The organism is Cryobacterium psychrotolerans, assembly GCF_900101115.1.
In the GTDB taxonomy this organism is placed as follows: domain Bacteria; phylum Actinomycetota; class Actinomycetes; order Actinomycetales; family Microbacteriaceae; genus Cryobacterium; species Cryobacterium psychrotolerans.
Genome location: NZ_FNFU01000001.1, coordinates 1 through 23,212 on the forward strand (window position 1 = coordinate 1; position 23,212 = coordinate 23,212).

Genomic DNA, 23,212 nt, shown 5'->3' on the forward strand with positions numbered 1-23,212 from the left:
TGTTCCGGCCGAGCGCCTTCCCGATATCGGCATACGTCATCCCGTTCCGATGACCGATCTGGATCATCCCCCGCTCGAATTTGGTCAACGACCGATACCGCCGAGGGACCCCACCCTGCTCGACGGCGGGCCACTCGTCCGGGACGTGCTCCGAGGCATCAGGAGCGATCTTGAGGCGTGACCGGGCATGTCGAAGAGGCATTCCGACAGACTGCCGCCACCACACCGTCGCCGTGTTGACCGACGCGCCCACACTGGCGCCCGCTTCTCGCAAACCCACCCCCGCGCACACCAAGTCAACGAACTCATCACGAGCAGCCTGCGGAAACAACTTGACCATAAAACGCTCCACCAATCAGAGCGTTGCTTTGACCCTATGACTTTGCCCGCCCGGGAAGGTGCCGAACTCACAGTTCGGCGAGGGGAAGTGGGCGGGTCAGGCGCGGCAGCCTCGGGCGGCGAGGGCGGACCGCACCCGCCGCAGCAGCTCTCGGCCGCCGTCCCGCAGGTCGTCGTCGGTGATTCGGATGACGCGCCAGCCGGCGTCCTCGAGCCGCTCCCTGCGCGTGATGTCGCTGCGGAAGCGCAGGCGGTCCGTGCGGTGGATGTCGCCCTCGTACTCGATGCACAGCCGGAATTGCGGCCAGGCGAGGTCGACCCGCGCGATGACGCGACCCGCGGCATCAGTCACCTCGAAGTTGGCGACCGGCTCGGGGAGCCCCGTGTCGACAAGCAGCATCCGAACCTCGGTCTCCTTGGGGGAGTCGACCCGGGCCCGGGCGAGCGCGGCGGCCTCCCGCAGGGCTCGGCAGCCGCGGCGCCCCTTCAGGTGGGCGGCGGCCGCGCGGAGGTCCTGCGGCTCGTAGCGCGGCGTGGGGCCGGCGCAGAGGAAATCGGCGACCGCGACGAGTTCGCCCCGCGTCAGCAGGGGGCCGAGGTCGATCCAGGTCTGCAGGGGGGAGGTGACCGGCAGCAGGTCCAGAAGTTCGACATCCATCAGGACTGCCTGCAGCTCGTGCCCGACGATCCCCGCTACCTGCGGCGGCCGGTTCTTCGCCGGTACGGTCACGTGGAGCACGCGCTCGTGCACCAGCCGGCCGGGCAGCGGCATGCCGTGGAGCACGGCGGCCGTGCCGTGGCTGAACACGTGTGTGGGCGGCATCCGGGTCGCATAGGCGCGGCTGAGCTCAAGCACCGACGTCGGCGCGGGCGCGACTGTGCGCAGCCCGCGGTACGGTTTGTCGAGATCGGTGCCACCCAGGCGGCTCTTACCGAGCCCCAGTTCCCGGGCCCGGCGAACCGAGAACGGTTCGTCGGCGAGTTCGGGCGGGAGCACGATTCGGGCGGCCATGCCCATGATGATGACGGATGCGCGCGCCCTCGTCCGAAGTTGTCCACACCCCCTCGCCGAACTGTGAGTTTGGCACCTTCCCGACGCCCACGAAGGTGCCAAACTCACAGTTCGGCGTAGGGGGCGAGAAGGTGAAGGGAGGGCTAGGAGACCTGGATGGTGCGGATGGGCTCGGTGTCGGGGATCGGGCCCACGTCGCGTCCGCGCAGGTCGGGATGCCAGCGCCTGCCGACGGCCGGGATCAGCGTGCCCAGGGCGGCGAAGGCGGCGGCGGCGATGATCGCGGACGTGGGCCCGGAGTGGTCGATCAGGAAGCCGGCGACCGCGGAGCCGAGGGCGGCCCCGATCAGCTGGCCGGTGCCCACCCAGCCGTACGCCTCGGCGGTGTCGCTGAACTTGACGCTCGCCGAGACGATGCCGAACAGCACGGCGAAGGCGGGGGCGATGCCCACGCCGGCGAGCAGGAGGGTCACCGAGAGCCACCAGAAGCCCAGGCCGAAGGAGGCCAGCACCAGGCCGACCGTGACGATGAGCATGCGCCCGGCCAGCGCCCACGGCCCGATCGGGGCGTGACCGAGGGCGAGGCCGCCGATCAGTGACCCGATCGCGAAGATGCCCAGGACCCAGCCCGAGTCCGCGCTGCCGTGGCCGAAGGCGGCCACCACGCCGGCCTCAACCGCGGCGCATGCCGCGACGAGCATGAAGCCGACGATCGTGCTAAGCAGCACCTGCGGCTTCTTGAGCACGGCGCCGATGGTGCGCTTGCTGCGCGGGATGCGCACCCGGCCGACCTCCGGCAGCGAGACGAACCAGAGGCCGCCGCCGACGAGGAAGACCGCGGCCAGCAGGATGCCGGCCACGGCGCTGACCTGGATGGCGACGAACGTGGCGATCACGGGGCCGAGCACCCAGATGATCTCCTGCGCCGAGGCATCCAGCGAGAACAGCGGGGTGAGCTGGCGCGAGTTGACGATCTTGGGGTAGATGGTGCGCACGGCCGGCTGGATCGGCGGCATCGACAGCCCGGCGAGGAACCCGATCAGCATGACCCCGTAGACCGCCAGCGGCAGGAGGGCCATCAGCACGATCGAGATCGTGCAGACCGTCATCGTGACCAGGATGACCGGGCGGATGCCCCAGCGGCCCATCAGCCGGCTGGTCAGCGGGCCGGCGATGGCCTGGCCGATGCTCATCGCGCCGAGCACGAGGCCGGCCGCGCCGTACGAGTCGTAGACCTGCTCGAGGTGGATGAGGAAGGCGAGCGAGAGCATCCCGAACGGGAATCGTGCCGTCAGCTGGGCGCCGATGACTCGGGCAACGCCCGGCGTCTTCAGAAGGCTCCAGTAACTGCTCACAAGCCCTAAGTCTATTGGCGGAAGGCCCGCAGGAAACCGCCGTGCGGGAGCGGGAAGAGGCGCAGAACCGCCGCCGCGCGCGGTTTCCCTGTGTCGCCGCAGGGAAGGGCCGAACGGGTAGCCTTGGCCTGATGCGAACCCTGATTTCGGCCGAGGAGCTTGCCGCGGCACTGACCGGGAGCGGCGACATCCGGGTGCTGGATGTGCGCTGGCGGTTGGGCGGCCCGCCCGGACGGCCCGAGTACCTCGCCGGCCACGTCCCCGGCGCCGCGTACGTCGACCTGGACGAGGAGCTGGCCGGCCACGGCGCGCCGACCGACGGGCGGCATCCGCTGCCGTCCATCGACGCGCTGCAGGCGGCCGCCCGCCGGTGGGGCCTGAACGACGGCGACACGGTCGTCGTCTACGACGGCCTGGGCAACCTCTTCTCCGCCCGCGCCTGGTGGCTGTTGCGCCACGCCGGCGTGCGCGAGGTGCTGCTGCTCGATGGGGCGCTGGCGGCCTGGCGCGCCGCCGGCCTGCCGCTCGCCCGGGGCGAAGAGCCCGTCGCCCCCGGCACCGTCACGCTCGCCTACGGCCGCCTGCCCACGCTCGACGCGGATGCCGCAGCCGGTTTCCCCGGCACCGGCCTGCTGCTCGATGCCCGGGCCGCCGAACGCTACCGGGGCGACACGGAGCCGATCGACCCTCGTGCCGGCCACATCCCCGGCGCGATCAGCGCGCCGACGGCCGAGAACCTCGGCCCCGAGGGGCACTTCCTGCCGGCTGGTGAGCTCCGCGCCCGGTTCGAAGCGCTGGGGGCGACGGATGCCGCCGACGTCGGCGTCTACTGCGGCTCCGGTGTCACGGCCGCCCACCAGGCCGCGGCGCTCACCATCGCCGGTTTCCGGGCGGCGCTCTACCCCGGCTCCTGGTCGCAGTGGTCGAACCTGCCGGGACGGCCCGTGGAGACGGGCGATACCGGGAACTCGGGCGGACGAGCATAGCCGGACGCACAGTGGCAGCCGGCGACCGGTATGGCTACTCCAAAACGTTATCTGCGCCGGAATCCGCACGTGAAGGGTTGTATTAGGCTCATCCCTGTCGCAAACCCGAACGCGGATCAATGATGAACCCGCAGCACCGTCAACTACGAAGAAGGTCTTGCCATGCGCGCAAAATATGCACTCCCGGCCATTGCGGCCGTGGCCGTCCTCCTGCTCAGCGGCTGCGTCGACAACTCGACGCCCAGCCCCGGCGGATCCGCGGAGCCCACGACCAGCGTCACCAAGGATGACGACGCCGCCGCGCTGCTCCCCGCGAAGATCGCCGATTCCGGCACGCTCATCATCGGCACCGACCCGACCTACGCGCCGAACGAGTTCAAGGACGAGGCGGGCACACCGATCGGCTGGGGCATCGAGATCGCCGCCGCCGTCGCCGCCAAGCTCGGCCTCGAGCCGGAGTACCAGGTGTCGAAGTTCGACAACATCATCCCCAGCGTCACCGGCGGGAAGGTGAACATCGGAGTCTCCTCGTTCACCGACAACGTCGAGCGGGAGAAGGTGGTCGACTTCGTCAACTACTACACCGCGGGCATCCAGTGGGCCTCGGCCAAGGGCAATGACGTCGACCCCGACGATGCCTGCGGCCTGAAGGTCGCCGTGCAGGCCACCACCTACGAGCACACCGACGAGGTGCCGGCCAAGAGCGACGCCTGCGTCGCCGCCGGCAAGGCGCCGATCGACATCAAGCCGTTCGACACCCAGGATGCGGCCACCAACGCCGTCGTGCTCGGCCAGGTCGACGCGATGAGCGCCGACTCCCCGGTCACCCTGTACGCGATCTCGAAGACCGAGGGCGAGCTCCAGCTCGCCGGCGAGACGTTCGACGTCGCGCCTTACGGCATCGCGGTCGGCAAGGACTCCGGGCTGGCCGAGGCGATCCAGGCCGCGCTGCAGTCGATGGTCGACGACGGCTCCTACGCCGAGATCCTCGACGCGTGGGGCGTTTCCGATGGCGGCATCGACGAGATCACGATCAACGCAGCCGCGAACGGCTAACGCGTGAGCACCGAGAACAACAGCCGTCCGGCGGCGGGGGCCACCCCGCCGGCGGGCGGCGCGACGGAGTCGGAGCCGATCAAGGCGATCCGGCTCCGGCATCCGTGGCGCATCGTCTTCGCCGTCGTGCTCGTTATCGGCTTCGTGTTGTTCATCGTCGACGCTGCCGGGCGGGAAGCCTACAAGTGGGACTTCGTCGCGAAGTATGTCTTCGACCGCCGGATCAGCGAGGCCGCCCTCAACACGCTGCAGCTGACCGTCTACTCGATGGTGATCGCCATCATTCTCGGCGTGATCCTGGCCGTCATGCGGCTGACCCCGAACCCCGTGGTTAACAGCCTCGCCTGGTTCTACCTGTGGGTTTTCCGCGGAACCCCGGTGTACGTGCAGCTGGTGTTCTGGGGTCTGCTGTCGATCATCTACTCGTCGATCGACATCGGCATCCCGTTCATGGAGCCGTGGTTCTCCTTCGAGACCAATGCCGCGCTGAGCACGTTCACCCTGGCGATCATCGGGCTCGCGCTCAACGAGGCGGCCTACATGGCCGAAATCGTGCGGGCCGGACTGCTCTCGGTGGACAAGGGCCAGGACGAGGCCGCGACCGCGCTCGGCATGACCTGGTTCCAGACGATGTGGCGGGTCATCCTGCCGCAGTCGATGCGGGTGATCATCCCGCCGACCGGCAACGAGGTCATCTCGATGCTGAAGACGACCTCGCTCGTGACGGCCGTGCCCTACAGCTTCGACCTCTACACCCGCTCCCGCGACATCTCGGCGGAGACGTTCACCCCGATTCCGCTGCTGATCGTCGCCTCGATCTGGTACCTGTTCTTCACCTCGATCCTGATGGTGGGCCAGCACTTCCTGGAGAAGCGCTTCGCGCGTGGCGTGGGCGCACGTGAGGACCGCAAGATCGACACGATGTCGGGCACCCTCACCGGTGCCGTTCCGCTGGGCTCCGGCCAGCCCACCGTTGTGCGGCCGCCCGGCGACGGGCCACCACCGACCGAGCCTGGAGGACCGCGATGAGTGACGCGACCACGCCGAGCGCGGCAGCGCGGGCGCCCATGGTGCTGGCCGACCGCGTATCGAAGAGCTTCGGGTCGAACGAGGTGCTCAAGAGCATTTCGCTCGAGGTGAAGCACGGCGAGGTCATGTGCCTCGTCGGACCCAGCGGATCGGGCAAGTCCACGTTCCTGCGCTGCATCAACCACCTCGAGGTGGTCAATTCGGGCCGCCTGATGGTCGACGGCGACCTCATCGGTTACCGCGAGACCGGCGGCAGGCTCTACGAGCTGGCGCCCAAGGATGCGGCCAGGCAGCGCCGCGACATCGGCATGGTGTTCCAGCGCTTCAACCTGTTTCCGCACATGACGGCGCTGGAGAACGTGATGGAGGCTCCGCTGCGGGTCAAGAAGATGGCGAAGGCCAGAGTCGAGCAGGATGCCCGCGCCCTCCTGGCGAGGGTCGGCCTGGCCGACCGCGCGGACTACTACCCCGCGCACCTGTCCGGCGGCCAACAGCAGCGGGTGGCGATCGCCCGGGCGCTGGCGATGGAGCCCAAGCTGATGCTCTTCGACGAGCCGACCAGCGCGCTCGACCCCGAGCTCGTCGGTGAGGTGCTCGACGTGATGAAGGGGCTCGCCAAGGAGGGCATGACGATGATCGTCGTCACGCACGAGATGGGCTTCGCCCGCGAGGTCGCCGACTCGCTCGTGTTCATGGACGGCGGCGTGGTCGTCGAGTCCGGCGATCCCGACGAGGTGCTCTCCAACCCGCAGCACCGGCGCACCCAGGCCTTCCTCTCGAAGGTCCTCTAACCCCTAACCCCCCTTCCATCCCCGCCGCCCCCTCCCGCGAAACTGCAGTTGTGCGCGTCATTCGGGTGTTTTAGCGCGCACAACTGCGGTTTCGCGGAAGGGATGAGCCGGGGGCGGGGCTAGAGGATGGGGCGCATGCCGGTCCAGCTTGTGCCGATGCGCAGGGCCGTGCCGAGCGAGGTTCCCCGGCCGGGATAGCGGAACAACTCGCCGGTGGCGGACTTGATCGCGACGAGGTCGGTGAAGCCGTCGCGGTCGAAGTCGCCCACGCCGACCAGGTCGCGCATGGTGTTCCAGCTCGTGCCGATGCGGCTGCGCGCGCCCAGGACCGTGGCCGTGCCCGGGTAGAGCCAGAGCTCGCCGGTCGCGGTCGTCCGCGCGGCCAGGTCGATCCGGCCGTCGCGGGTGAAGTCGCCGAGGCCGACGAGCTCGCTCATGGCGTTCCAGCCGCAGCCAAGACGCACGCCGGGAAGGAGCGACGTGCCCCGCCCGCGGTAGTAGTACAGGCATCCCGTCGACTTCGCCACGGCGAACAGGTCCGGGTAGCCGTCGAGGTTGATGTCGCCGCTCGGGGTGATTTCGCGCATGCCGTTCCAGCCGGATCCGATCGTCAGCCGGGAGACGAACCCCGAGCCGGTGCCGCGGTAGAGCAGCAGGGCGCCGGTGACGGGATCGCGCGCCAGGACATCCTCCTTGCCGTCCCGGTTGAAGTCACCGAGCCGGCTGATCGAGTCCAGGCCGTTCCAGCCCGAACCGATCCGCGTGGGGGTGCCGAGCCCGGTGCCGTTGCCCGGGTAGAGGAACAGGTAGCCGGTGGCGGTCTGGCGGGAGATCAGATCCGACCAGCCGTTGCCGGTGAAGTCGCCGAAGGCAGTCGCGGGCACCGGGGTGACGTCGAGCTGGTTGCGGTCGACCTCGAGGGTCTTGCCGCCCCAGGTTTCCGGGCCGCCGGTCAGCGCCGGGTTCTGGTACTGCTTGATCCTGCGGTGCGGCCAGTAGCTGCCGGGAATGGCCGGGTTCTCGACGGTGGCGACGCCGTCGTAGCGGGCGAACCACAGGTAATCGGGGCGCACGTACGCGGTCGAGCCGTAGACGGCGACCTGGTCGGCGACCCCGGAGGAGAGGCTGCTGTAGAAGCCGGAGAGGTAGCCCAGGTCGTGCAGCCTGGTGGTCCAGGCGCTCTGGAAGGTGAGCACCGCCTGGCGGCAGACCGGATCGGTGGTGCTGTACGCCTCGATGTCGTTGAAGATCGCGCTTCCGCGCCCGAGGCCCAGGGCGCTTGCCCGGGCAACCGCGTCGCCGGCGGCGGCCCGGCCGGATGCCGCGGCGTTCGCTGCCGTGAACCGGAACTCCTTGTTCGATGTCGTGCAGTACGGCTGCAGCCCCAGGTAGATCGGCACCAGGTGCCAGCCTGCCGCCTGCTGCGCGCTCACCCAGGCGGGAGTGAGCTGCGGCTGGGTGCAGAACCGGTTGACCCCGCCGATGTAGATGCCGACCGCCCGGTAGGGGGATGCGGTCAGCCAGGCGGCCATGAGATCCGGCGCCGGCGCGGAGCACGCGTCGAAGCCGGGTCCGGCATAGGTCCCCGGAGCGGGGACGTTGACCGCGGCCGGGAGTGCCGCGGCGGAGGCCATGGGCGCAGCCGACGCCTGCGCCTGCGCGGTGGCTGCAGCGGTTGCCGCAGACTCGACCGTGGACTGCGTGGACTGCGTGGACTGCGTGGCTTGACTTGCCTGCGCGGCCGGCGCGATGAGCGTCGCCGCCGCGAGCGTGGCCGCGACGACGGCCGCGAGCGCCCGCCATGACTTGTCCATGGCTATCCCCGATCCAGCGTCCCACTCCCGCGTGGGGCGATGAGGCCATTGCAGCACCACACCGCGCGGGAGGCAAGGAGGACCTGCCCGCGCTGAGTCGCGGACACCCAACTGAGTTGCGGAGAAACACCCTTCAATTTCGAAATGAAGGTACTTTGTCCGCGACTCAATCGAGCGCGGGGGCGCGGGAGCGCGGGCGGGACGCGGGTGAGCGGGCGCGAGCGCGGGAGGCCGGCTCAGCCCGCGAGTACCTTTTGGATGCGCTGCAGCGAGACGGATTCCGCGGCCTTCAGCTCCTGGGCGAAGAGGCTGATCCGCAGCTCCTCAATCATCCAGCGCACCCGAACCAGGTGGGCCGGCGCGCTGGGAGGCAGGGGGATCGCGCCGCCGGCATCCGTGAACCTGGCCGTCGCGGCCTGCACCTCGTTCATCCAGACCCGGTCGCGGCTGGGGTTGTCGATGAGCTTGGTGATCCGGGCGGTGATGCCGGCCAGGTAGCGCGGCAGGTGCCGGAGCTGGGCAAGCCCGGTCGCGCTGACGAAGCCCGGGTAGACGAGGCCCTCGAGCTGCTGGCGGGCGTCGCTGAGCGCGGGGAGCAGCGCCATGCTGGTGGATGCCTTGAGCAGCTTGTCGGCGGCCCGGCTCGCCGCAAGGACGCGGGCGACGAGGCCGACGGTTTCGAACATCGAGTCCATCACGACCCCCGAGACGCGGTCGCGGATGCTGTCGAACTCGGCCCGCATGAAGACCTGGCCGCCCGGCCGCACGCGGAAGAGCACGTCGTCGACGGATGCCGCGAGGCAGTCCTCGAAGAGCGCCGCGGTGCTGCGATATGGGCTGGTGGCCAGGCTGAGCTTCTCCGCGCCGGTGAGGTGCTGCTGCACATACGCCGCCGGAGACGGGGTGGCGAGCAGCAGCAGGCGGCGCACGCCGGTCGGCAGGTGGAGGGCCTGCTCGGCCTCGGTGCTCATCATCCGGATCGCCACCGAGGTGCCCTCGTCGACCAGGGTCGGGTAGCCGCGGATCGTGTTCTCGCCCTGCTTCGTGTCGAGGAAGCGGGGGAGTTCGTCGAAGTCCCAGGTGGTCAGGCCGCCGCGCTCAATGGCGTTCGGGGTGGCCGCGGATGCCGCCGCCACGCTTTCTCGCACGCGGCTGCCGAGGCGCCGCTGGAGGTCTTCGAGGTCCTTGCCGGCGGCGACCGAGCGGCCGCGCTCGTCGACCACGGAGAACGTCATCCTCAGGTGCGCGGGCACGCGACTCAGGTCGAAGTCCGCCCGGGCAACCGGCACGTAGATGAGCTTCTGGATCAGCGCGGCGAGCGTCTCGGTGAACGCGGTCTCGCTGACGGCGGAGCCGGTCGAGACCGTCGACACCACTCCCGGCGCCGGCGGCAGTTCGGTGAGCAGCCGGGCCGCCCAGTCGGCCGCCGGCACGACGTTGCGTCGGATTGCCTTCGGCAGGGACTTGATCAGCGCCGTGACCAGCTCGGCCCTGAGCCCCGGCACCTGCCAGTCGAAGCCGGCTGGAGACATCCGTGCCAGCAAAGCGAGCGGCACCCGCACGGTCACGCCGTCGTCGTCCGCGCCCGGTTCGAACCGGTAACCGAGCGCGTATCGCTGGTCGCCCTGCTGCCAGGTGGGTGGGAACAGCGACTCGTCGACCTCGGGGGTGTCCTCGGCGACCAGGGCGTCCGCGGTCATCGTGAGCAGGTCGGGCGTCTCGAGCCTTGTCGTGCGCCACCAGGCCTCGAACGACCGGGTGGAATTCACGTCGGCCGGGATGCGCCGCTGGTAGAACTCGAAGATGGCCTCGTCGTCGAAGAGGATGTCGCGGCGCCTGGTGCGCTCCTCGAGTTCGGCCAGTTCGGCGCGCAGTTTCTTGTTCGCCAGGTCGAACGCCCACATACCGGGGCCGGCCCCCGGACGCGACGAGGCGGGCCGGCCGGACCGGTCGTCGGCCCGGTTTCCGCCGCGGTTGGGCCCCTTGTCGCCCAGGCCGCCGCGGGTCTCCACGGGGTTGTCTGCGCGGTTGTCGGCCCGGTCCCGATCCCATTCGCCCTCGACCAGCGCGTGCCGGATGAACAGCTCGCGGGCGTAGGCGGGGTCGACCCGGGAGAACAACACGCGCCGCCTGGCCACGATCGGCACCCCGTAGAGGGTGACCCGCTCGTAGACGACGGCCGCTCCCTGCTTCTTCTCCCAGTGCGGTTCGGAGTAGCTGCGCTTGCAGAGGTCCCCGGCGAGCGCCTCGGCCCAGGCCGGGTCGACGACGGCGTTCATCCGGGCGAACAGGCGGCTGGTCTCGACCAGCTCGGCGCTCATCACGGCGTTCGGCTGCTTCTTCGCCAGCGCCGAGCCGGGGAAGAGCACGAAGCGCTGCTGCCGGGCGCCGATGTAATCCTTCTTCGCGGTGTCCTTCAGCCCGATGTGCGACAGGAGGCCGGCCAGCAGCGACCGGTGGATGCCGTCGGGGTTCGCGCTCGGCTCGCCGATCTGCAGGCCGAGCGGCTTGGCCAGCTGCCGAAGCTGCCGGAAGACGTCCTGCCACTCCCGCACGCGCAGGTAGTTGAGGTACTCGGTCTTGCACAGGCGCCGGAAGGCGCTCGAGCCGAGTTCCTTCTGCTGGGTCTCGAGGTAGTTCCAGAGGTTGAGCAGGCTGAGGAAGTCGCTCGTCGGGTCGGCGAAGCGGGCGTGCTGCTGGTCGGCCTGGGCCCGGCGCTCCAGCGGCCGCTCGCGCGGGTCCTGGATGGTGAGCCCGGCGACGATTGCCATCACCTCGCGGCTGGTGCCCTGGGTCTTCGACTCGATCACCATCCGGCCGAAGCGCGGGTCGATGGGCAGCTTCGCCAGCTGCTGGCCGACCCGAGTGAGTTTCGCTGCGCCGGCCCCGGTGGCGCCGGGGGCGACGGCGCCGAGCTCGGCGAGGAGGTCGAGGCCGTCCTTGATGCCGCGCGAGTCCGGCGGAGTAAGGAAGGGGAACGCGGCGATGTCGCCCAGGCCGAGGGAGATCATCTGCAGGATGACCGCGGCCAGGTTCGTGCGCAGGATCTCCGGCTCCATGTACTCGGAGCGGCGGGTGAAGTCCTCCTCGGAGTACAGCCGGATCGCGATGCCGTCGCTGGTGCGGCCGCTTCGGCCGGATCGCTGGTTCGCGGATGCCTGCGAGATCGCCTCGATCGGCAGCCGCTGCACCTTGGAGCGCACGCTGTAGCGGCTGATCCGGGCGGTGCCGGCGTCGATCACGTACTTGATGCCCGGCACGGTGAGGCTGGTCTCGGCCACGTTCGTGGCGAGCACGATCCGCCGGCGCACGCCGGCCACGGCAGAGGGCTGGAACACGCGGTGCTGGTCGGCGGAGGAGAGCCGGCCGTAGAGCGGGAGGATCTCGGTCGGGCTGGTGCGGCCGCCGGAGGCGAACTTGCCCTGCAGCGCGTCGGCGGCATCCCGGATCTCGGTCTCGCCGCTGAGGAAGACGAGCACGTCGCCGGTCGACTCCCGTTCGAGCTCGTCGAGCGCGGCGGAGATGCCCTCGATGTAGTCGCGGTCGACGGCCGGCGCGGCATCCGTCGTCTCGTCCTCGTCCATGGCCTCGGCGACGAGCGCGCGGTAGCGGATCTCGACCGGGTAGGTGCGGCCGGAGACCTCGATCACCGGCGCCGGGGTGCCGTCGGCTGAGGCGAAATGCTTCGCGAAGCTCTGCGGGTCGATGGTCGCCGAGGTGATGATGAGCTTGAGGTCGGGGCGCCGGGGCAGCAGCTGGCGGAGGTAACCGAGCAGGAAGTCGATGTTGAGGCTGCGCTCGTGCGCCTCGTCGATGATGATCGTGTCGTACTTCCGCAGCATCCGGTCGCGGTGGATTTCGTTCAGCAGGATGCCGTCGGTCATCAGCTTGATCCGGGTGTCGGCGCCGACGCGGTCGGTGAAGCGCACCTGGTAGCCGACCGTCTGGCCGACCTCCTGGCCGAGTTCCTCTGCGATGCGCTCGGCGATCGTGCGGGCGGCGAGGCGGCGCGGCTGGGTGTGACCGATGCTCTCCCGGCCGAGCTCCAGGCAGATCTTGGGCAGCTGCGTGGTCTTCCCCGAGCCCGTCGCGCCGGCGAGGATGACGACCTGGTGGTCGCGGATGGCGGCGGCGATGTCGTCCCGTCGCTGGCTGACCGGCAGTTCGGCGGGGAAGGTGATGGCAACGGGGAGCATGGCACCCCAATCGTACTTCCCGGGCGCGATGGTTCCCCGGCGCGGGTCCACGGCGCACCCTTCTCCGGCCTCGCTGCGCGCGGCGCCACCCGCGAAGAGGCCGTGGCCGGCGCGACGCTCACCCCGGCGCCAGCCCTAGGCTGGACCCATGACGAATCCGGTACCCACCCTGACCCTCAACGACGGCCACACCATCCCGCAGCTCGGGTTCGGCGTGTTCAAGGTCGACCCGAACGAGACGCTCCGGATTGTCTCGGATGCCCTCGAGGTGGGCTACCGCCACATCGACACCGCGGCGATCTACGGCAACGAGGCCGGCGTCGGCGACGCACTCGCGAACTCCGGGATCGACCGCTCGGAGCTGTTCGTGACCACGAAGCTGTGGAACGACCGCCAGGGCACCCAGTCGGCATTTGACGCGTTCGACGAGAGCCTGGAGAAGCTCGGCCTCGAATACGTCGACCTCTACCTGATCCACTGGCCGGCTCCCGCCAACAACAAGTACGTCGAGGCCTGGAAGGCGCTCGAGCAGATTCGCGAGTCCGGCCGCGCCCGCTCGATCGGCGTCTCCAACTTCCTCGTGCCGCACCTCGAGCGCCTGCTGGCCGAGACGGATGTCGTGCCCGCGGTCAACCAGATCGAACTGCACCCGGCCCACCAGCAGCCGGAGGTCACCGCGTTCGCGCGCGCCAACGGCATCCAGATCGAGGCCTGGGGCCCGCTCGGCCAGGGCAAGTACCCCCTGTTCGACGAGCCCGCCGTGGCCGGTGCCGCGGCAGCGCACGACAAGACCTCGGCCCAGGTCGTCATCCGATGGCACCTGCAGATGGGCAACATCGTCTTCCCCAAGTCGGACCGGCGCTCGCGGATGGCGGAAAACTTCGACGTGTTCGACTTCGAGTTGAGTGCCGCGGAGCTCGCCGCGATCACCTCCCTCGAACGTGCCGGCCGCGTCAGCGCGCATCCGGACGAGGTCAACTGACCCTCGGCCGCGGCTGGGGCGATGCGCCGCAGGGCGAGCTCGTCGATCAGCAGATGGCTGGTGAGGCCACGCACGAGTCGCCCTGAGGGTGCGACGACGTCGTGATCGATCCGTCCGGCGCCCAGACGACGGACAGTTCGAGCAGCACCGCCATGCTCGGATTGCCGCCCACCGACACGGTCCCACGCACGGTGGCGTTGACCCGCAGCCCGGTCCTGGCCAGGGTTCCCGGGCCGGCGCAGGCGCTCGTGCCGGTATGGTCGGCGTTTTGCACGATGATGCAATACTGACCCGTTCCGCGCCGGGCGACGTAGACGCCGAAGCTGGCCCCCGCAGGCGCCGCACCGACGCTCCGAATCGAGTCGTGGCTGAATTCGGCGCCGAGGTACGGCGCCTTCCCGTCGGCGAAGTCCGCCGGCTCGTCGAAAATGCGCAGGTAGTCCTGCTCGAGTGCCTGGGGGTCTGCCGCGCCGAGAGCCCCGGGCCCGGAGCCGATGTCGGCCGCAGGGGCGGCCGCTTCGGGGAGGTCGGCCGGGCCAACGAGAGCCGGAACCATCAGCGCGGCGACGAGCGCGCCGACGAGCGCGCCGACGGCGACCAGGAGCAGGGCGAAGCGGCGCTGGGGCCGGGGGGCGCCCGGGTAGAGCCCGAATTCAGTCCTGAGCGATCGAGTCGTGGCAGATCCCCCTGGAACAGATCCCTGCGAGGCGGATCCCCGCGGCCTCCATCCGCCGGCCCCCGAGTCGTCGGCGTTTTCGGTCCCCAGGCCCTCATCGGCAGGGTCGGCCCGGCCCAGCGCGGCCGGCGGGCTTGCCTGGGCGGGCCCGTCGAGCGCGTCGAGCACGTCGGCCGCGTCCGCCCAACGGTCCGCTGTCGCGAGCGCGGCGTCGAGCGCGGCGTCCTCCTGTGCCTGCTCGCGCATCCGCTGACGAAGGCGGTGCTCGGTTTCCGTGGCGTGCACGGTGCGCAGGGTGATCGGGTCGACGAACTCCACGAGCGGCTCGGGGACCGAATGCATGCAGTACACCGCGGCCTTGAGTTCGAAGAGTTGGGCCGCCGGATCGGGCCGGCCGGAGGGAGTCGGCGCGAGGGGATTGGCCCTCCACCAGAGGGCATCTCGTACGTCGAACCGGCCGCGGTATGCGCTCCGTAGCCTGGTGAGAAGGCCTGAATCGTTCTGCGCAGCGGTCCACAGCCGTTGCGCCAGGATTTCCTGTGTCACGCCATAGCTTCTTTGTTCGAACTGAGCCCGATGGCGCCAGAATATCCCCCTCGGCCGCCGGTCAATAGGGGTACCGCGAACCTGTGCGGAGCAGAATGGAGCCATGCCGAACCGCCTTGCAACAGCGATCAGCCCCTACCTGCGTTCGCACGCGGACAACCCGGTCGACTGGCACGGCTGGGGAGCGGAGGCGTTCGCGGAGGCACGCGCACGAGATCTGCCGGTGCTCGTCTCGATCGGTTATTCGACCTGCCACTGGTGCCACGTGATGGCGCGGGAGAGCTTCAGCGACCCGGACCTCGCCGCCTACCTCAACGAGCACTTCGTCAGCATCAAGGTCGACCGCGAGGAGCATCCGGATGTCGACGCGAGCTACCTCGCGGCGGCCGGCGCATTCATCGAGGGGCTGGGCTGGCCCTTGAACGTGTTCGTCACCCCCGACGGCCGGGCGTTCCACGCCGGGACCTACTTCCCGCCGCGGCCGATGCGCGGCCAGCCCGCGTTCCGGCAGGTGCTGGAAGCCGTGACGGAGGCCTGGACCACCAGGCGTGACGAGGTCACCGCCAGCGCCGCACTCCTGTCGGCGGCAATCACCGAGGGCACCCGGCAGCATCGCGGCGGCGGTTCGCTGCCCGACGCGGCCACGCTCGGACGCACGGTCGCCGAACTCGCCGCCTACGAGGACACGACCCACGGCGGATTCGGCGGAGCCCCGAAATTCCCGGCGGCGCCGGCGCTCGCCTTCCTGCTGGCCCAGCCTGCCGACGGGCCTGCTGCCGGCCAGGCCCTGGCCCTGCGCGCTCTCAAACGAATGGGGGCGTCCCCGCTCCGGGACCCGGTCGAAGGGGGCTTCTTCCGTTACGCCGTGAACCGCGACTGGAGCGAACCTCACTACGAACGGATGCTCTACGACAACGCCCAGCTCCTCGAGCTGTATACCCGCGCGTGGCAAGTCACCGGGGAGCAGTGGGCGCGCTCGGTCGCGGAGGGTGTCGCGGACTTCCTCATCACCGTCATGCAACTGCCCGGCGGCGGCTTCGCCAGCGCCCAGGACTCCGAGAGCACGGTCGACGGCCACCGCGTCGAGGGAGGTTACTACGCGCTGGACGCCGAGGGCCGCGCGGGCGAAACCCCGCCGGCACTCGATGCGAAGGTCCTCACGGGCTGGAACGGGCTCGCCATCGCAGCGCTGTCCCTGGCCGGGTTCGCTTTCGACAACGACACGTTCACCGGCGCCGCGCGACGGGCCGCCGATTTCCTGCTCGAGCACCACCTCCCGAAGCGCGGACCGCACGATCGCGGAACCCTCGTGCGGGCGTCCATTGACGACCGGGTTTCGACGGCCCCGGCCACCCTGGAGGACTACGGGATGTTCGCACACGGACTCCTTCACCTCGCCCTGCTGACGGGGGAGAGCGGCTACGCCACTGCGGCGCGCGGGCTCATTGACAGCACGCTAATCCCGGCCACCGACAGTCCCGCCCCCGCCGACGTCCCACCCCTGGCGCAACCGTTCACCGCCCCGAACGGTCCCGACCCGGTGCTGGCCGCGCAGGGCCTGGCCCTGGATGCCGATCCGTCCGAGGGCGCCTACCCCTCCGGGCTGAGCGCCACCGCGGACGCCGCGGAGCTGCTCTACCTGCTCACTGCGGAGCGTCGCTACCGCGCGACCGCGGAGCACGCGATGGGAACACTCACCGCGCTGGCCCCGGCCCGCCCGCTCGCGTTCGGGGCAGCGCTTCGGCTCATCGCGCAGTTGGCTGCGCCGGTCGAGCAGCTCGTCGTCATCACGCCCGCCGCGGCGCCCGGCCGCGAGCCGGAGGACCCGGCCGGCCTCCTCGCCGCCGTTCGCCGGCGGGGGAGTGGACTCGTCGCATCCGTCACAGAGGCCCAGGCCTCCGCCTTCGCCGCCTCGGGATTCGAACTCTTCGCGGAGCGCACCGCCCGCGCCGGAGCGCCGACCGCCTACCTCTGCCGCGACTTCGTCTGCCGACTGCCGGTCACCGATCCGGCGGGCCTGGACCCGGCGGGAGGCCGGCCATGAGCGTCGAACCCGGGAACATCGCCCTCAAACGGATCTACGACGACCCGGCCGACGACGACGGATGCCGCGTGCTGGTCGACCGCCTCTGGCCGCGCGGGGTCTCTACCGAGCGCGCCCGGCTCGACGCCTGGCTCAAGGAGATTGCCCCGTCGACGGAGCTGCGCCGCTGGTTCCACAACGGGGGAGGCTTCGACGAGTTCGCGCTCCGGTACCGGGCCGAACTCGACGGGAACCCGGCGAGCGTGCAGGCCGTGGCCGAGTTGCGGGCGCTCGCCGCGGAGCGTGCGCCCGTGCGCGTCACCCTGCTCTACGGCGCCCGGGAGCGGCGCGACAACCACGCCCGCGTGCTGGCCGAGTACCTCGGCGCGGACCTGGCCGAACCCGCTGAGGCTCCGGCACAGGACTGACGCCCCGGAAATCAGGCCCGTCGCCGCCCCCGGGCGCTAGCATCGGGGCATCCGCTGCGATTCCGGGGCGGCGCCGCTGCTGAGAGGACTCCACCATGATTCCCGAAGTCAACATCTGGGCTGTGCTGCTCGCCACCGCCTCCAGCATGGTCGTCGGCACGATCTGGTATGCGCGACGGGTGTTCGGCACGTACTGGATGAAGGCCGTCGGCCACACCTCGGAAACCATGGGGGGAGCGGCCGCGCCGATCATCGTCACGGTCATTGTCAGCTTTATCACCGCGTGGGTGCTGGCCGGAAGCGCCGCGATCGTGCAGAATTTCTACGGGGGCAGCTTCCTCGCCAACACGGTCCTGACCGCGATCATCCTCTGGGCCGGCTTCACCGCGGCGCGCATGGTCACCCACGACGCATTCGATCGCCGACCGTGGGGCCTGACCGTGCTCAACATCGCCCACGAGCTGGTCACCCTGGTGGTTATGGCCCTGATCATCGGCCTGTTCGGGATCAGCGCACTCTAGGCCAGCGCCCTCCAGTCGAGCGCCCTGCAGCTGAGCGCACTGCAGCCCAGCAGCCACGTTGAGTTGCGGAAAAGGTACCTTCAATCTCCGAACGAAGGTGCGTTCTCCGCAACTCAACCCAGGCGCCAGCGCAGCACGCAATCTCGGCCCAGGCCGCGGCAGCGTACACTGGAAGAAGCGCCACCGCGTTCCGCCGGCTGCTTCGCTCTCGGTTTCGGACTTCAGCGCAGCGCTTCGGTGATACCGGACGCACTCCCCTTGGCATAGCGTGTGGTTGCCTCGTGAACGAGTGTTCCCACCCCCTGAGGAGGACCATGGCGACATTCGATCGATCAGACACACCGAGCGCGGATGCCCCGACGCCGCCGACCCTCTCCCTGAGCACCGAACCCGAACTGGTGCTGATCACGCCGGACGCCAGAACCCGCCGTTTCGATCGCGACGACCTCGTCGTGCGCAAGGGCGAAATCGCGCTCATCAACGGCAACTTCACGCCCCAGGAGTCCATGGTCAAGGACCTGCTCGCGGTGCGCGACGCGCTCGAGGCCGCCGGCATCGACTTCCTGCTCGTGCGCGGCGATGGCGGCCGCCCGGTCATCGCGGTCGACCGCAAGAGCCGCAAGGCGCTCACCCGGGTGCTCGCCTCGGCGTTCGCCAACGAGCCTTTCTACGCCAAGCCGCTGGACGGCGCCCGGACCGAGCCGCTTCTGCTGGCCGACGGCGCCCTCTCGTCGCTGCGCAAGTCCTCCGTTTTCCGCGTGTACCGCCCGCGGATCGAACCGATCGGCCGCCTCCGCTACGGCTCGCAGACCGCGTTCCAGCTGGAAATGTGGCGCTTCGGCGACGACGAGATCGTCGCCCCGGTCGAGAACCAGCTCATGCGCACCCGGATGCCGCGCTCAGAGGCACGCGAAACCACGATCGAGCTCTACGGCCGAAGCTGGCGCACGCTGCAGAACATGTTCGACGACCTCGCCAGCGACATCAGCTTCGACATCGACATGGTCTTCTCCTGGGTCGACGGCTCGTCGACGGACTTCCAGCGCGAACGCGCCAAGCGGATGAAGGCCTACGTCGTGGGCGAGGGCGACGAGTCCGACGCCCGCTTCCGCCAGATCGACGAGCTCAAGTACGCGCTGCGCAGCGTCTACCTGTTCGCCCCCTGGGTGCGGCGCATCTTCATCGCCACTGATTCGCCCGCACCCGAGTGGCTGGCCGACCACCCGAAGGTCACGCTCATGCGCAGCGAGGACTTCTTCCCCGACCCGAGCGTGCTGCCCACACACAACTCGCACGCGGTCGAGAGCCAGCTGCACCGCATCCCGGGCCTGGCCGAGCACTTCCTCTACTCGAACGACGACATGTTCTTCGGTCGTCCGGTCGGGCCGGAGCTCTTCTTCTCCCCGGGCGGCGTGACCAAGTTCATCGAGGCGTCGACCCGGATCGGGCTGGGCGAGAACGACCCGACCCGCAGCGGATTCGAGAATGCGGCGCGCGTCAACCGCGCCCTGTTGCACGAGCGTTTCGGCAAGGTCACCACCCGCCACCTCGAGCACACAGCGGCCCCCATGCGGAAGAGCGTCATGCGCCAGCTCGAGGCCGAGTTCCCGGAGGACTTCGCCCGCACGGCCGCGAGCCGGTTCCGCTCGGCGACGGACATCTCGGTCACCAACTCGCTGTACCACTACTACGCGCTGATGACCGGTCGCGCGGTCGCCCAGACGCAGGCGAAGTCCCTCTACGTGGAGACGACCCTGCGGGTGGCGCTCCGCCAGATGAACCGCCTGCGCAAACGCCGCGACCACGACATGTTCTGCCTGAACGACGGAAGCTTCCCGGAAATCTCGGACGAGGTGCGCGTGGCAGCGGTGACCGGGTTCCTTGAACTGTACTTCCCGATCGCGGCCCCCTGGGAGAACGAAAGCCGGGTGAGCGGCGAATCCGTTATCGCAGGACCGGGATCGGTGTGGTCATCGGCGGTTCACGGAACACTGGCAGAGTACCCGCGGGAGTGAACGTCACGTTGGAGGCGGCGAGCCGCCGGGCACTCTCGGCGGCATCGATGTAGTCCAGCGTGGGGTAGCTGCCGAGCGGCACGACCGAGTGCAGCACCGTGTCCTGATACACGTGCACGAGGTTGAACGCGCGGGCGCCGTCGCGGCCCCGGGTGCCGCCGACGGGCACGTTGAGGTCCTGCGTGTAGCAGGTGGCCGACGCGACCGACACCGGAATGCCGGCGAAGGTCGCGGTTGACGAATAGTGCAGGTGTCCGGCGATGATGCTGCGAACATCCGAGCCGCGCACAACCCTGGCCAGGGCGCTTTGATCGCGCAACTCCACCGTCGCCGCAAGGTCGAGCATGCTCGGCACCGGCGGGTGGTGCATGGCGAGGATCGTGCCGTCGGGCGCGGGCATGCGGAGTTGTGTCGCCAGCCAGCCGAGGCTCTCCGCAGAGATCTCCCCGTGGTGATGACCGGGCACCGAGGTGTCCAGGGTGATCACGCGCAGTCCGTTCACATTGTGCACGCGATTGATCGGATTCGACGTGGGTAGCTCGTCGAGCAGGTTGGCTCGGAACGACGCACGGTCGTCGTGGTTACCCATCACCCAGATGACCTGTGAGCCCAGGCGTTCCGCCGCGGGCTCGACGATTCGACGCAGCCGATCGTAGGCATCCGGCTCGCCCTTGTCGGCCAGGTCGCCGGTGACGACGATCGCCTCAGGTCGACCGCCGGATGCCTCGACCTCGTCGAAGAGTCGGGCGAGGTGCGCCGCACTGTCCACGCTGCCGTAGAGGCGATTGCCGCCGGCGAGCAGGTGCGTGTCGCTGAGGTGGAGCAGGAAATGTTCCGGCCTGGGGTGCTCGGCCGTTCGAACGTTCACGGAGCTTCCATTCGTTCGGAAGTACGCACTCTGCGACGGCGCACTAACGGTACTCCCTCTATTGGAGCAGAAGAACATGAACAGGAGGTAACCGGCGCGCCCCCAGAAGAGAGGACAGAAAAGATGCGGCGACGGATCCGGCGCGTGATTCCGGCGCGGAGATCCCCGTGATTCCGGCGCGAAAACACGGGGCCCGGAGTGCTCCCCGGACCCCGTGTGGCCTGCTGGACCGGCGTTCGTACTACGAGCCGCTGGTCTGGCGCTCGCCTCCCTCTTTCACGGTCAGCCGGTCTTCGTTCGAGCTCTGCACCTGGATCTTGCGCGGCATGGCCGAAGCGCTCACCGGCCCCGCTCATCGTTTCAGGACGTGACGGTTGCTCGCCACGGTTTGCTACGGGTGGGTCAGCCCGCCGGCCGTGCCCGGCAGCGGATGCCTGCCGTCTTCACCCTCGTAGGGCTCGGCTGGCTCGTGCGTCGCCTCGGCGGCGCGCCGACGTTCCGCCTCGAAGTCGCCCTCGAGCCCGGTGAACCCGTAACTCTCCGCGCCGGGCTTCGGCGACTTCTTCCGGAACGAGTTCTTGCCGGGCTCTGCGCGGGCTGCGCCTGCGCCGGTTGAATCGGCGCTGACACCAGCGCTGCGCTTGTCAGCGCTGGTGTCAGCGCTGGTCGAGTCTTCGCTGCCGGTCCTCCGGTCGCGTCGCCACGGGAACATGCTTTCACGGTACGCCGCCCTGCGGTGAAATCAAGCGGTGATCGCTGACCGCGAACGGTGAAACGAGAGGACTCCTCGCCCCGGCTAGTTTGCGGTGAGCGAGACCGTCACCGGCGTCGGGTTCGTGAAGATGTCGAGCACGGGGCAGTGCGCGTCCACTGCGGAGTGCAGCTCCGCGTAGCGCTCGTCCGACTCCGGGCCGGTCACCCGCACATCGAGGCGCACGGCGGAGAATCCGGGACGCACGGCGTCGTCGAGGCCGAACAGGCCATGCGCGTCGAGGTCACCCTCGGCCGTGGCCGAGATGGAGTCCACGCGGATGCCGAGGTTCTGCGCGTACAGGCGGTACACCACGATCTGGCACGAGATGAGTGCGCCCAGCGCGTACTCCACGGGGCTGGCAGCGATATCGTCGCCGGCCAGGGCGGCCGGCTCGTCGACGAAGAAGACCTGCCGGCCGGCGGTGATCCGGCTGGCAACGGAACCTTCGCCTTCTCCCTTGACCGTGTAGGAGAGCTGGGCGCTCCGGGCGTCGGCGCCGATCCGGTCCGCCCAGGCGGTGCCGGCGGAGACAAGGCGAGCGGCGCGCTCGTCGGCGGAAATGGAACGGGAGGATTCGATAATCACGGGGGGCTTCTTCCTGGAGAGTGTGGGGCGGGAACTTCAGAGTACGAACCATTGCGGCCTCCGCCCCGCCCCGCGTTCACACGCCGTAACGCTGTGGGTCACACGGCGTAACGCTGCGGGTCACACGGCGTAACGCTGCGGGTCACGCGGCGTAACCGGCCCCCCGCCCCCGGCTCCCTGCGCGCCCCCTCCGGCGCCCGTGCGCAGGCGCCCGTGCGCCGGCACCCTTGCGCCGGCTGAGGATCGGCCTAGCTTGTGTTGGACATCGGACGCAAGTCAGATCAGAGGGACCCCGGAGGCTGTTTCAGTTGCCGGGGTCCCTCGCTACGTGCCCGAGCCGCGGCGGATTCAGGAGGAACCGGCCTGGCTGTGCAAAGGTGGACCGTGCGCACCCGATCCAACCCCGTCCGTTTCTTCGGCGGAGCGCTTCTGTCGACCGCCGTGTTCGTGCTGCTCTACCTGTTCTTCGTGCAGACGCACACCGGGCAGGCGGTCGACCAGCTCGCCTACGATGGCGCGGAATTCGGGCGTCGGAGCGTGACCCCGTTCACGCAGGGAATCCTCGACTGGCTGCCGATCGCCTCGGCCGTGGTCGGACTGTTGCTGACGATCATCGTCGCGTTGATCCGTCGCCACCTGAAGACGTTCGTCGTGGCGGTCGGTGTTGCCGCCGCCGCGATCGCGACGACGCAGTTGCTCAAGTACGGCATCCTGTCGCGTTCCGACCTCGGCGTCGAGGGGTACGCCGGCAATTCATTCCCCTCCGGGCATACGACCGTCGCCGCGGCATCCGCCCTGGCGCTCTTCCTGGTGGCCAGCCCCCGGACACGCTCGCGGGTGGGCGTCTGGGGCACCGTCTTCGCCGTGCTCGCGGGTCTGTCTACCCTGGCCGACCAGTGGCACCGCCCCAGCGACGTGATCGCCGCGCTGCTCGTGGTCGCTTTCTGGGGGTGCGTGGGCGGGGCCGTTCTCTCGTTCAGCCGCGCGGTTGCAGACCTGCCGCCGCACGACTCCCCGAGCCGGCAGTGGTGGATCGCGATTCCCTTCGCGGTGATCTCGGGGGCGGCGCTGGTCGTCACCCTCCTCGATACGTCCGGCGGGGCATCCGGTGCCCTGATCGCCTACATCGGCGGCCTCACGGCGATCGCCGCCTCCGGCTTCCTTATCGCGCTCACGGCCACCCGCCTCTTCGACCCGCTGCCCTGACCGGCCACCTCCCGTTGAGATGCGGACAAA

General features: G+C 69.7%; 18 protein-coding genes and 1 pseudogene. 10 read left to right on the forward strand and 9 right to left on the reverse strand.

All coding sequences use genetic code 11. The features are described from left to right. From BLQ39_RS00005 to BLQ39_RS00015, 3 genes and pseudogenes are all read right to left on the reverse strand, one after another. Nucleotides 1-340 (reverse strand): annotated as a pseudogene (locus BLQ39_RS00005) (helix-turn-helix domain-containing protein); the annotation flags it as partial. Between the two features lie 96 nt (nt 341-436). After that, nucleotides 437-1,351: a hypothetical protein gene (locus tag BLQ39_RS00010; RefSeq protein ID WP_135109344.1), complete on the reverse strand. Its 915-nt coding sequence runs from the start codon at nt 1,349-1,351 to the stop codon at nt 437-439. 143 nt (nt 1,352-1,494) lie between these two features. Further along, nucleotides 1,495-2,706 carry an MFS transporter gene (locus tag BLQ39_RS00015; protein ID WP_092321045.1) on the reverse strand — a complete coding sequence of 404 codons (1,212 nt, stop codon included), beginning with the start codon at nt 2,704-2,706 and terminating at the stop codon, nt 1,495-1,497. A 131-nt stretch (nt 2,707-2,837) separates the two neighbouring features. Between BLQ39_RS00015 and BLQ39_RS00020 the strand changes: the two genes are divergently transcribed. The 4 genes from BLQ39_RS00020 (at nt 2,838) to BLQ39_RS00035 (ending at nt 6,568) form a co-directional block, all read left to right on the forward strand. Continuing rightward, nucleotides 2,838-3,692 (forward strand): sulfurtransferase, encoded by an 855-nt coding sequence (locus BLQ39_RS00020; protein ID WP_092321046.1) that lies wholly within the window; start codon nt 2,838-2,840, stop codon nt 3,690-3,692. Nucleotides 3,693-3,854: 162 nt separating this feature from the next. Then, nucleotides 3,855-4,748, forward strand: coding sequence for an ABC transporter substrate-binding protein (locus tag BLQ39_RS00025; RefSeq protein WP_092321047.1), 894 nt, complete (start codon nt 3,855-3,857; stop codon nt 4,746-4,748). Nucleotides 4,749-4,751: 3 nt separating this feature from the next. Next, a complete protein-coding gene (locus tag BLQ39_RS00030) occupies nt 4,752-5,777 on the forward strand; it encodes an amino acid ABC transporter permease (protein WP_092321048.1) in 1,026 nt (341 codons plus the stop codon). Continuing rightward, the gene (locus tag BLQ39_RS00035) at nt 5,774-6,568 is read left to right on the forward strand and encodes an amino acid ABC transporter ATP-binding protein (RefSeq protein ID WP_092321049.1); all 795 of its coding nucleotides are present in this window, start codon (nt 5,774-5,776) and stop codon (nt 6,566-6,568) included. The genes BLQ39_RS00030 and BLQ39_RS00035 overlap by 4 nt, the downstream gene beginning before the upstream one ends. A 119-nt stretch (nt 6,569-6,687) precedes the next feature. Here BLQ39_RS00035 and BLQ39_RS00040 read toward each other — a convergent pair whose 3' ends face one another. Both BLQ39_RS00040 and hrpA read right to left on the reverse strand, forming a co-directional pair. Further along, the gene (locus BLQ39_RS00040) at nt 6,688-8,382 is read right to left on the reverse strand and encodes a glycoside hydrolase domain-containing protein (protein ID WP_092321050.1); all 1,695 of its coding nucleotides are present in this window, start codon (nt 8,380-8,382) and stop codon (nt 6,688-6,690) included. 236 nt (nt 8,383-8,618) lie between these two features. Then, a complete protein-coding gene (gene hrpA, locus BLQ39_RS00045; RefSeq protein WP_135109346.1) occupies nt 8,619-12,578 on the reverse strand; it encodes an ATP-dependent RNA helicase HrpA in 3,960 nt (1,319 codons plus the stop codon). 148 nt (nt 12,579-12,726) lie between these two features. Between hrpA and BLQ39_RS00050 the strand changes: the two genes are divergently transcribed. Further along, nucleotides 12,727-13,560, forward strand: coding sequence for an aldo/keto reductase (locus BLQ39_RS00050; RefSeq protein ID WP_092321052.1), 834 nt, complete (start codon nt 12,727-12,729; stop codon nt 13,558-13,560). A 46-nt stretch (nt 13,561-13,606) separates the two neighbouring features. On the opposite strand, the gene BLQ39_RS15725 is transcribed toward BLQ39_RS00050, so the two are convergent. Further along, complete coding sequence (locus tag BLQ39_RS15725; RefSeq protein WP_092321053.1) at nt 13,607-14,782, reverse strand: serine/threonine-protein kinase; 1,176 nt, start codon at nt 14,780-14,782, stop codon at nt 13,607-13,609. A gap of 103 nt (nt 14,783-14,885) precedes the next feature. Here BLQ39_RS15725 and BLQ39_RS00060 point away from each other — a divergent pair, with 103 nt between their 5' ends. The 4 genes from BLQ39_RS00060 (at nt 14,886) to BLQ39_RS00075 (ending at nt 19,769) form a co-directional block, all read left to right on the forward strand. Beyond that, nucleotides 14,886-16,826 (forward strand): thioredoxin domain-containing protein, encoded by a 1,941-nt coding sequence (locus BLQ39_RS00060; protein ID WP_092321054.1) that lies wholly within the window; start codon nt 14,886-14,888, stop codon nt 16,824-16,826. Further along, nucleotides 16,823-17,233 carry a DUF488 domain-containing protein gene (locus BLQ39_RS00065; RefSeq protein ID WP_092321055.1) on the forward strand — a complete coding sequence of 137 codons (411 nt, stop codon included), beginning with the start codon at nt 16,823-16,825 and terminating at the stop codon, nt 17,231-17,233. The genes BLQ39_RS00060 and BLQ39_RS00065 overlap by 4 nt, the downstream gene beginning before the upstream one ends. A gap of 95 nt (nt 17,234-17,328) precedes the next feature. Further along, nucleotides 17,329-17,754, forward strand: a complete 426-nt coding sequence (locus BLQ39_RS00070; RefSeq protein WP_092321056.1) for a DUF1761 domain-containing protein — start codon at nt 17,329-17,331, stop codon at nt 17,752-17,754. A 314-nt stretch (nt 17,755-18,068) separates the two neighbouring features. Further along, nucleotides 18,069-19,769, forward strand: coding sequence for a stealth family protein (locus BLQ39_RS00075; RefSeq protein ID WP_092321057.1), 1,701 nt, complete (start codon nt 18,069-18,071; stop codon nt 19,767-19,769). Here BLQ39_RS00075 and BLQ39_RS00080 read toward each other — a convergent pair. The 3 genes from BLQ39_RS00080 to BLQ39_RS00090 all read right to left on the reverse strand — a co-directional run bounded on the left by BLQ39_RS00080 (nt 19,699) and on the right by BLQ39_RS00090 (nt 21,976). Further along, nucleotides 19,699-20,637 (reverse strand): phosphodiesterase, encoded by a 939-nt coding sequence (locus tag BLQ39_RS00080; protein WP_241986950.1) that lies wholly within the window; start codon nt 20,635-20,637, stop codon nt 19,699-19,701. The genes BLQ39_RS00075 and BLQ39_RS00080 overlap by 71 nt on opposite strands. 391 nt (nt 20,638-21,028) lie before the next feature. Continuing rightward, entirely contained in the window at nt 21,029-21,349 is a 321-nt protein-coding gene (locus BLQ39_RS00085; RefSeq protein WP_092321059.1) for a hypothetical protein, read from the reverse strand. Between the two features lie 84 nt (nt 21,350-21,433). Continuing rightward, a complete protein-coding gene (locus BLQ39_RS00090) occupies nt 21,434-21,976 on the reverse strand; it encodes an OsmC family protein (protein ID WP_092321060.1) in 543 nt (180 codons plus the stop codon). A 384-nt stretch (nt 21,977-22,360) separates the two neighbouring features. Here BLQ39_RS00090 and BLQ39_RS00095 point away from each other — a divergent pair, with 384 nt between their 5' ends. Beyond that, complete coding sequence (locus tag BLQ39_RS00095; RefSeq protein ID WP_167738549.1) at nt 22,361-23,182, forward strand: phosphatase PAP2 family protein; 822 nt, start codon at nt 22,361-22,363, stop codon at nt 23,180-23,182. The last annotated feature ends 30 nt before the right edge of the window (nt 23,183-23,212 follow it).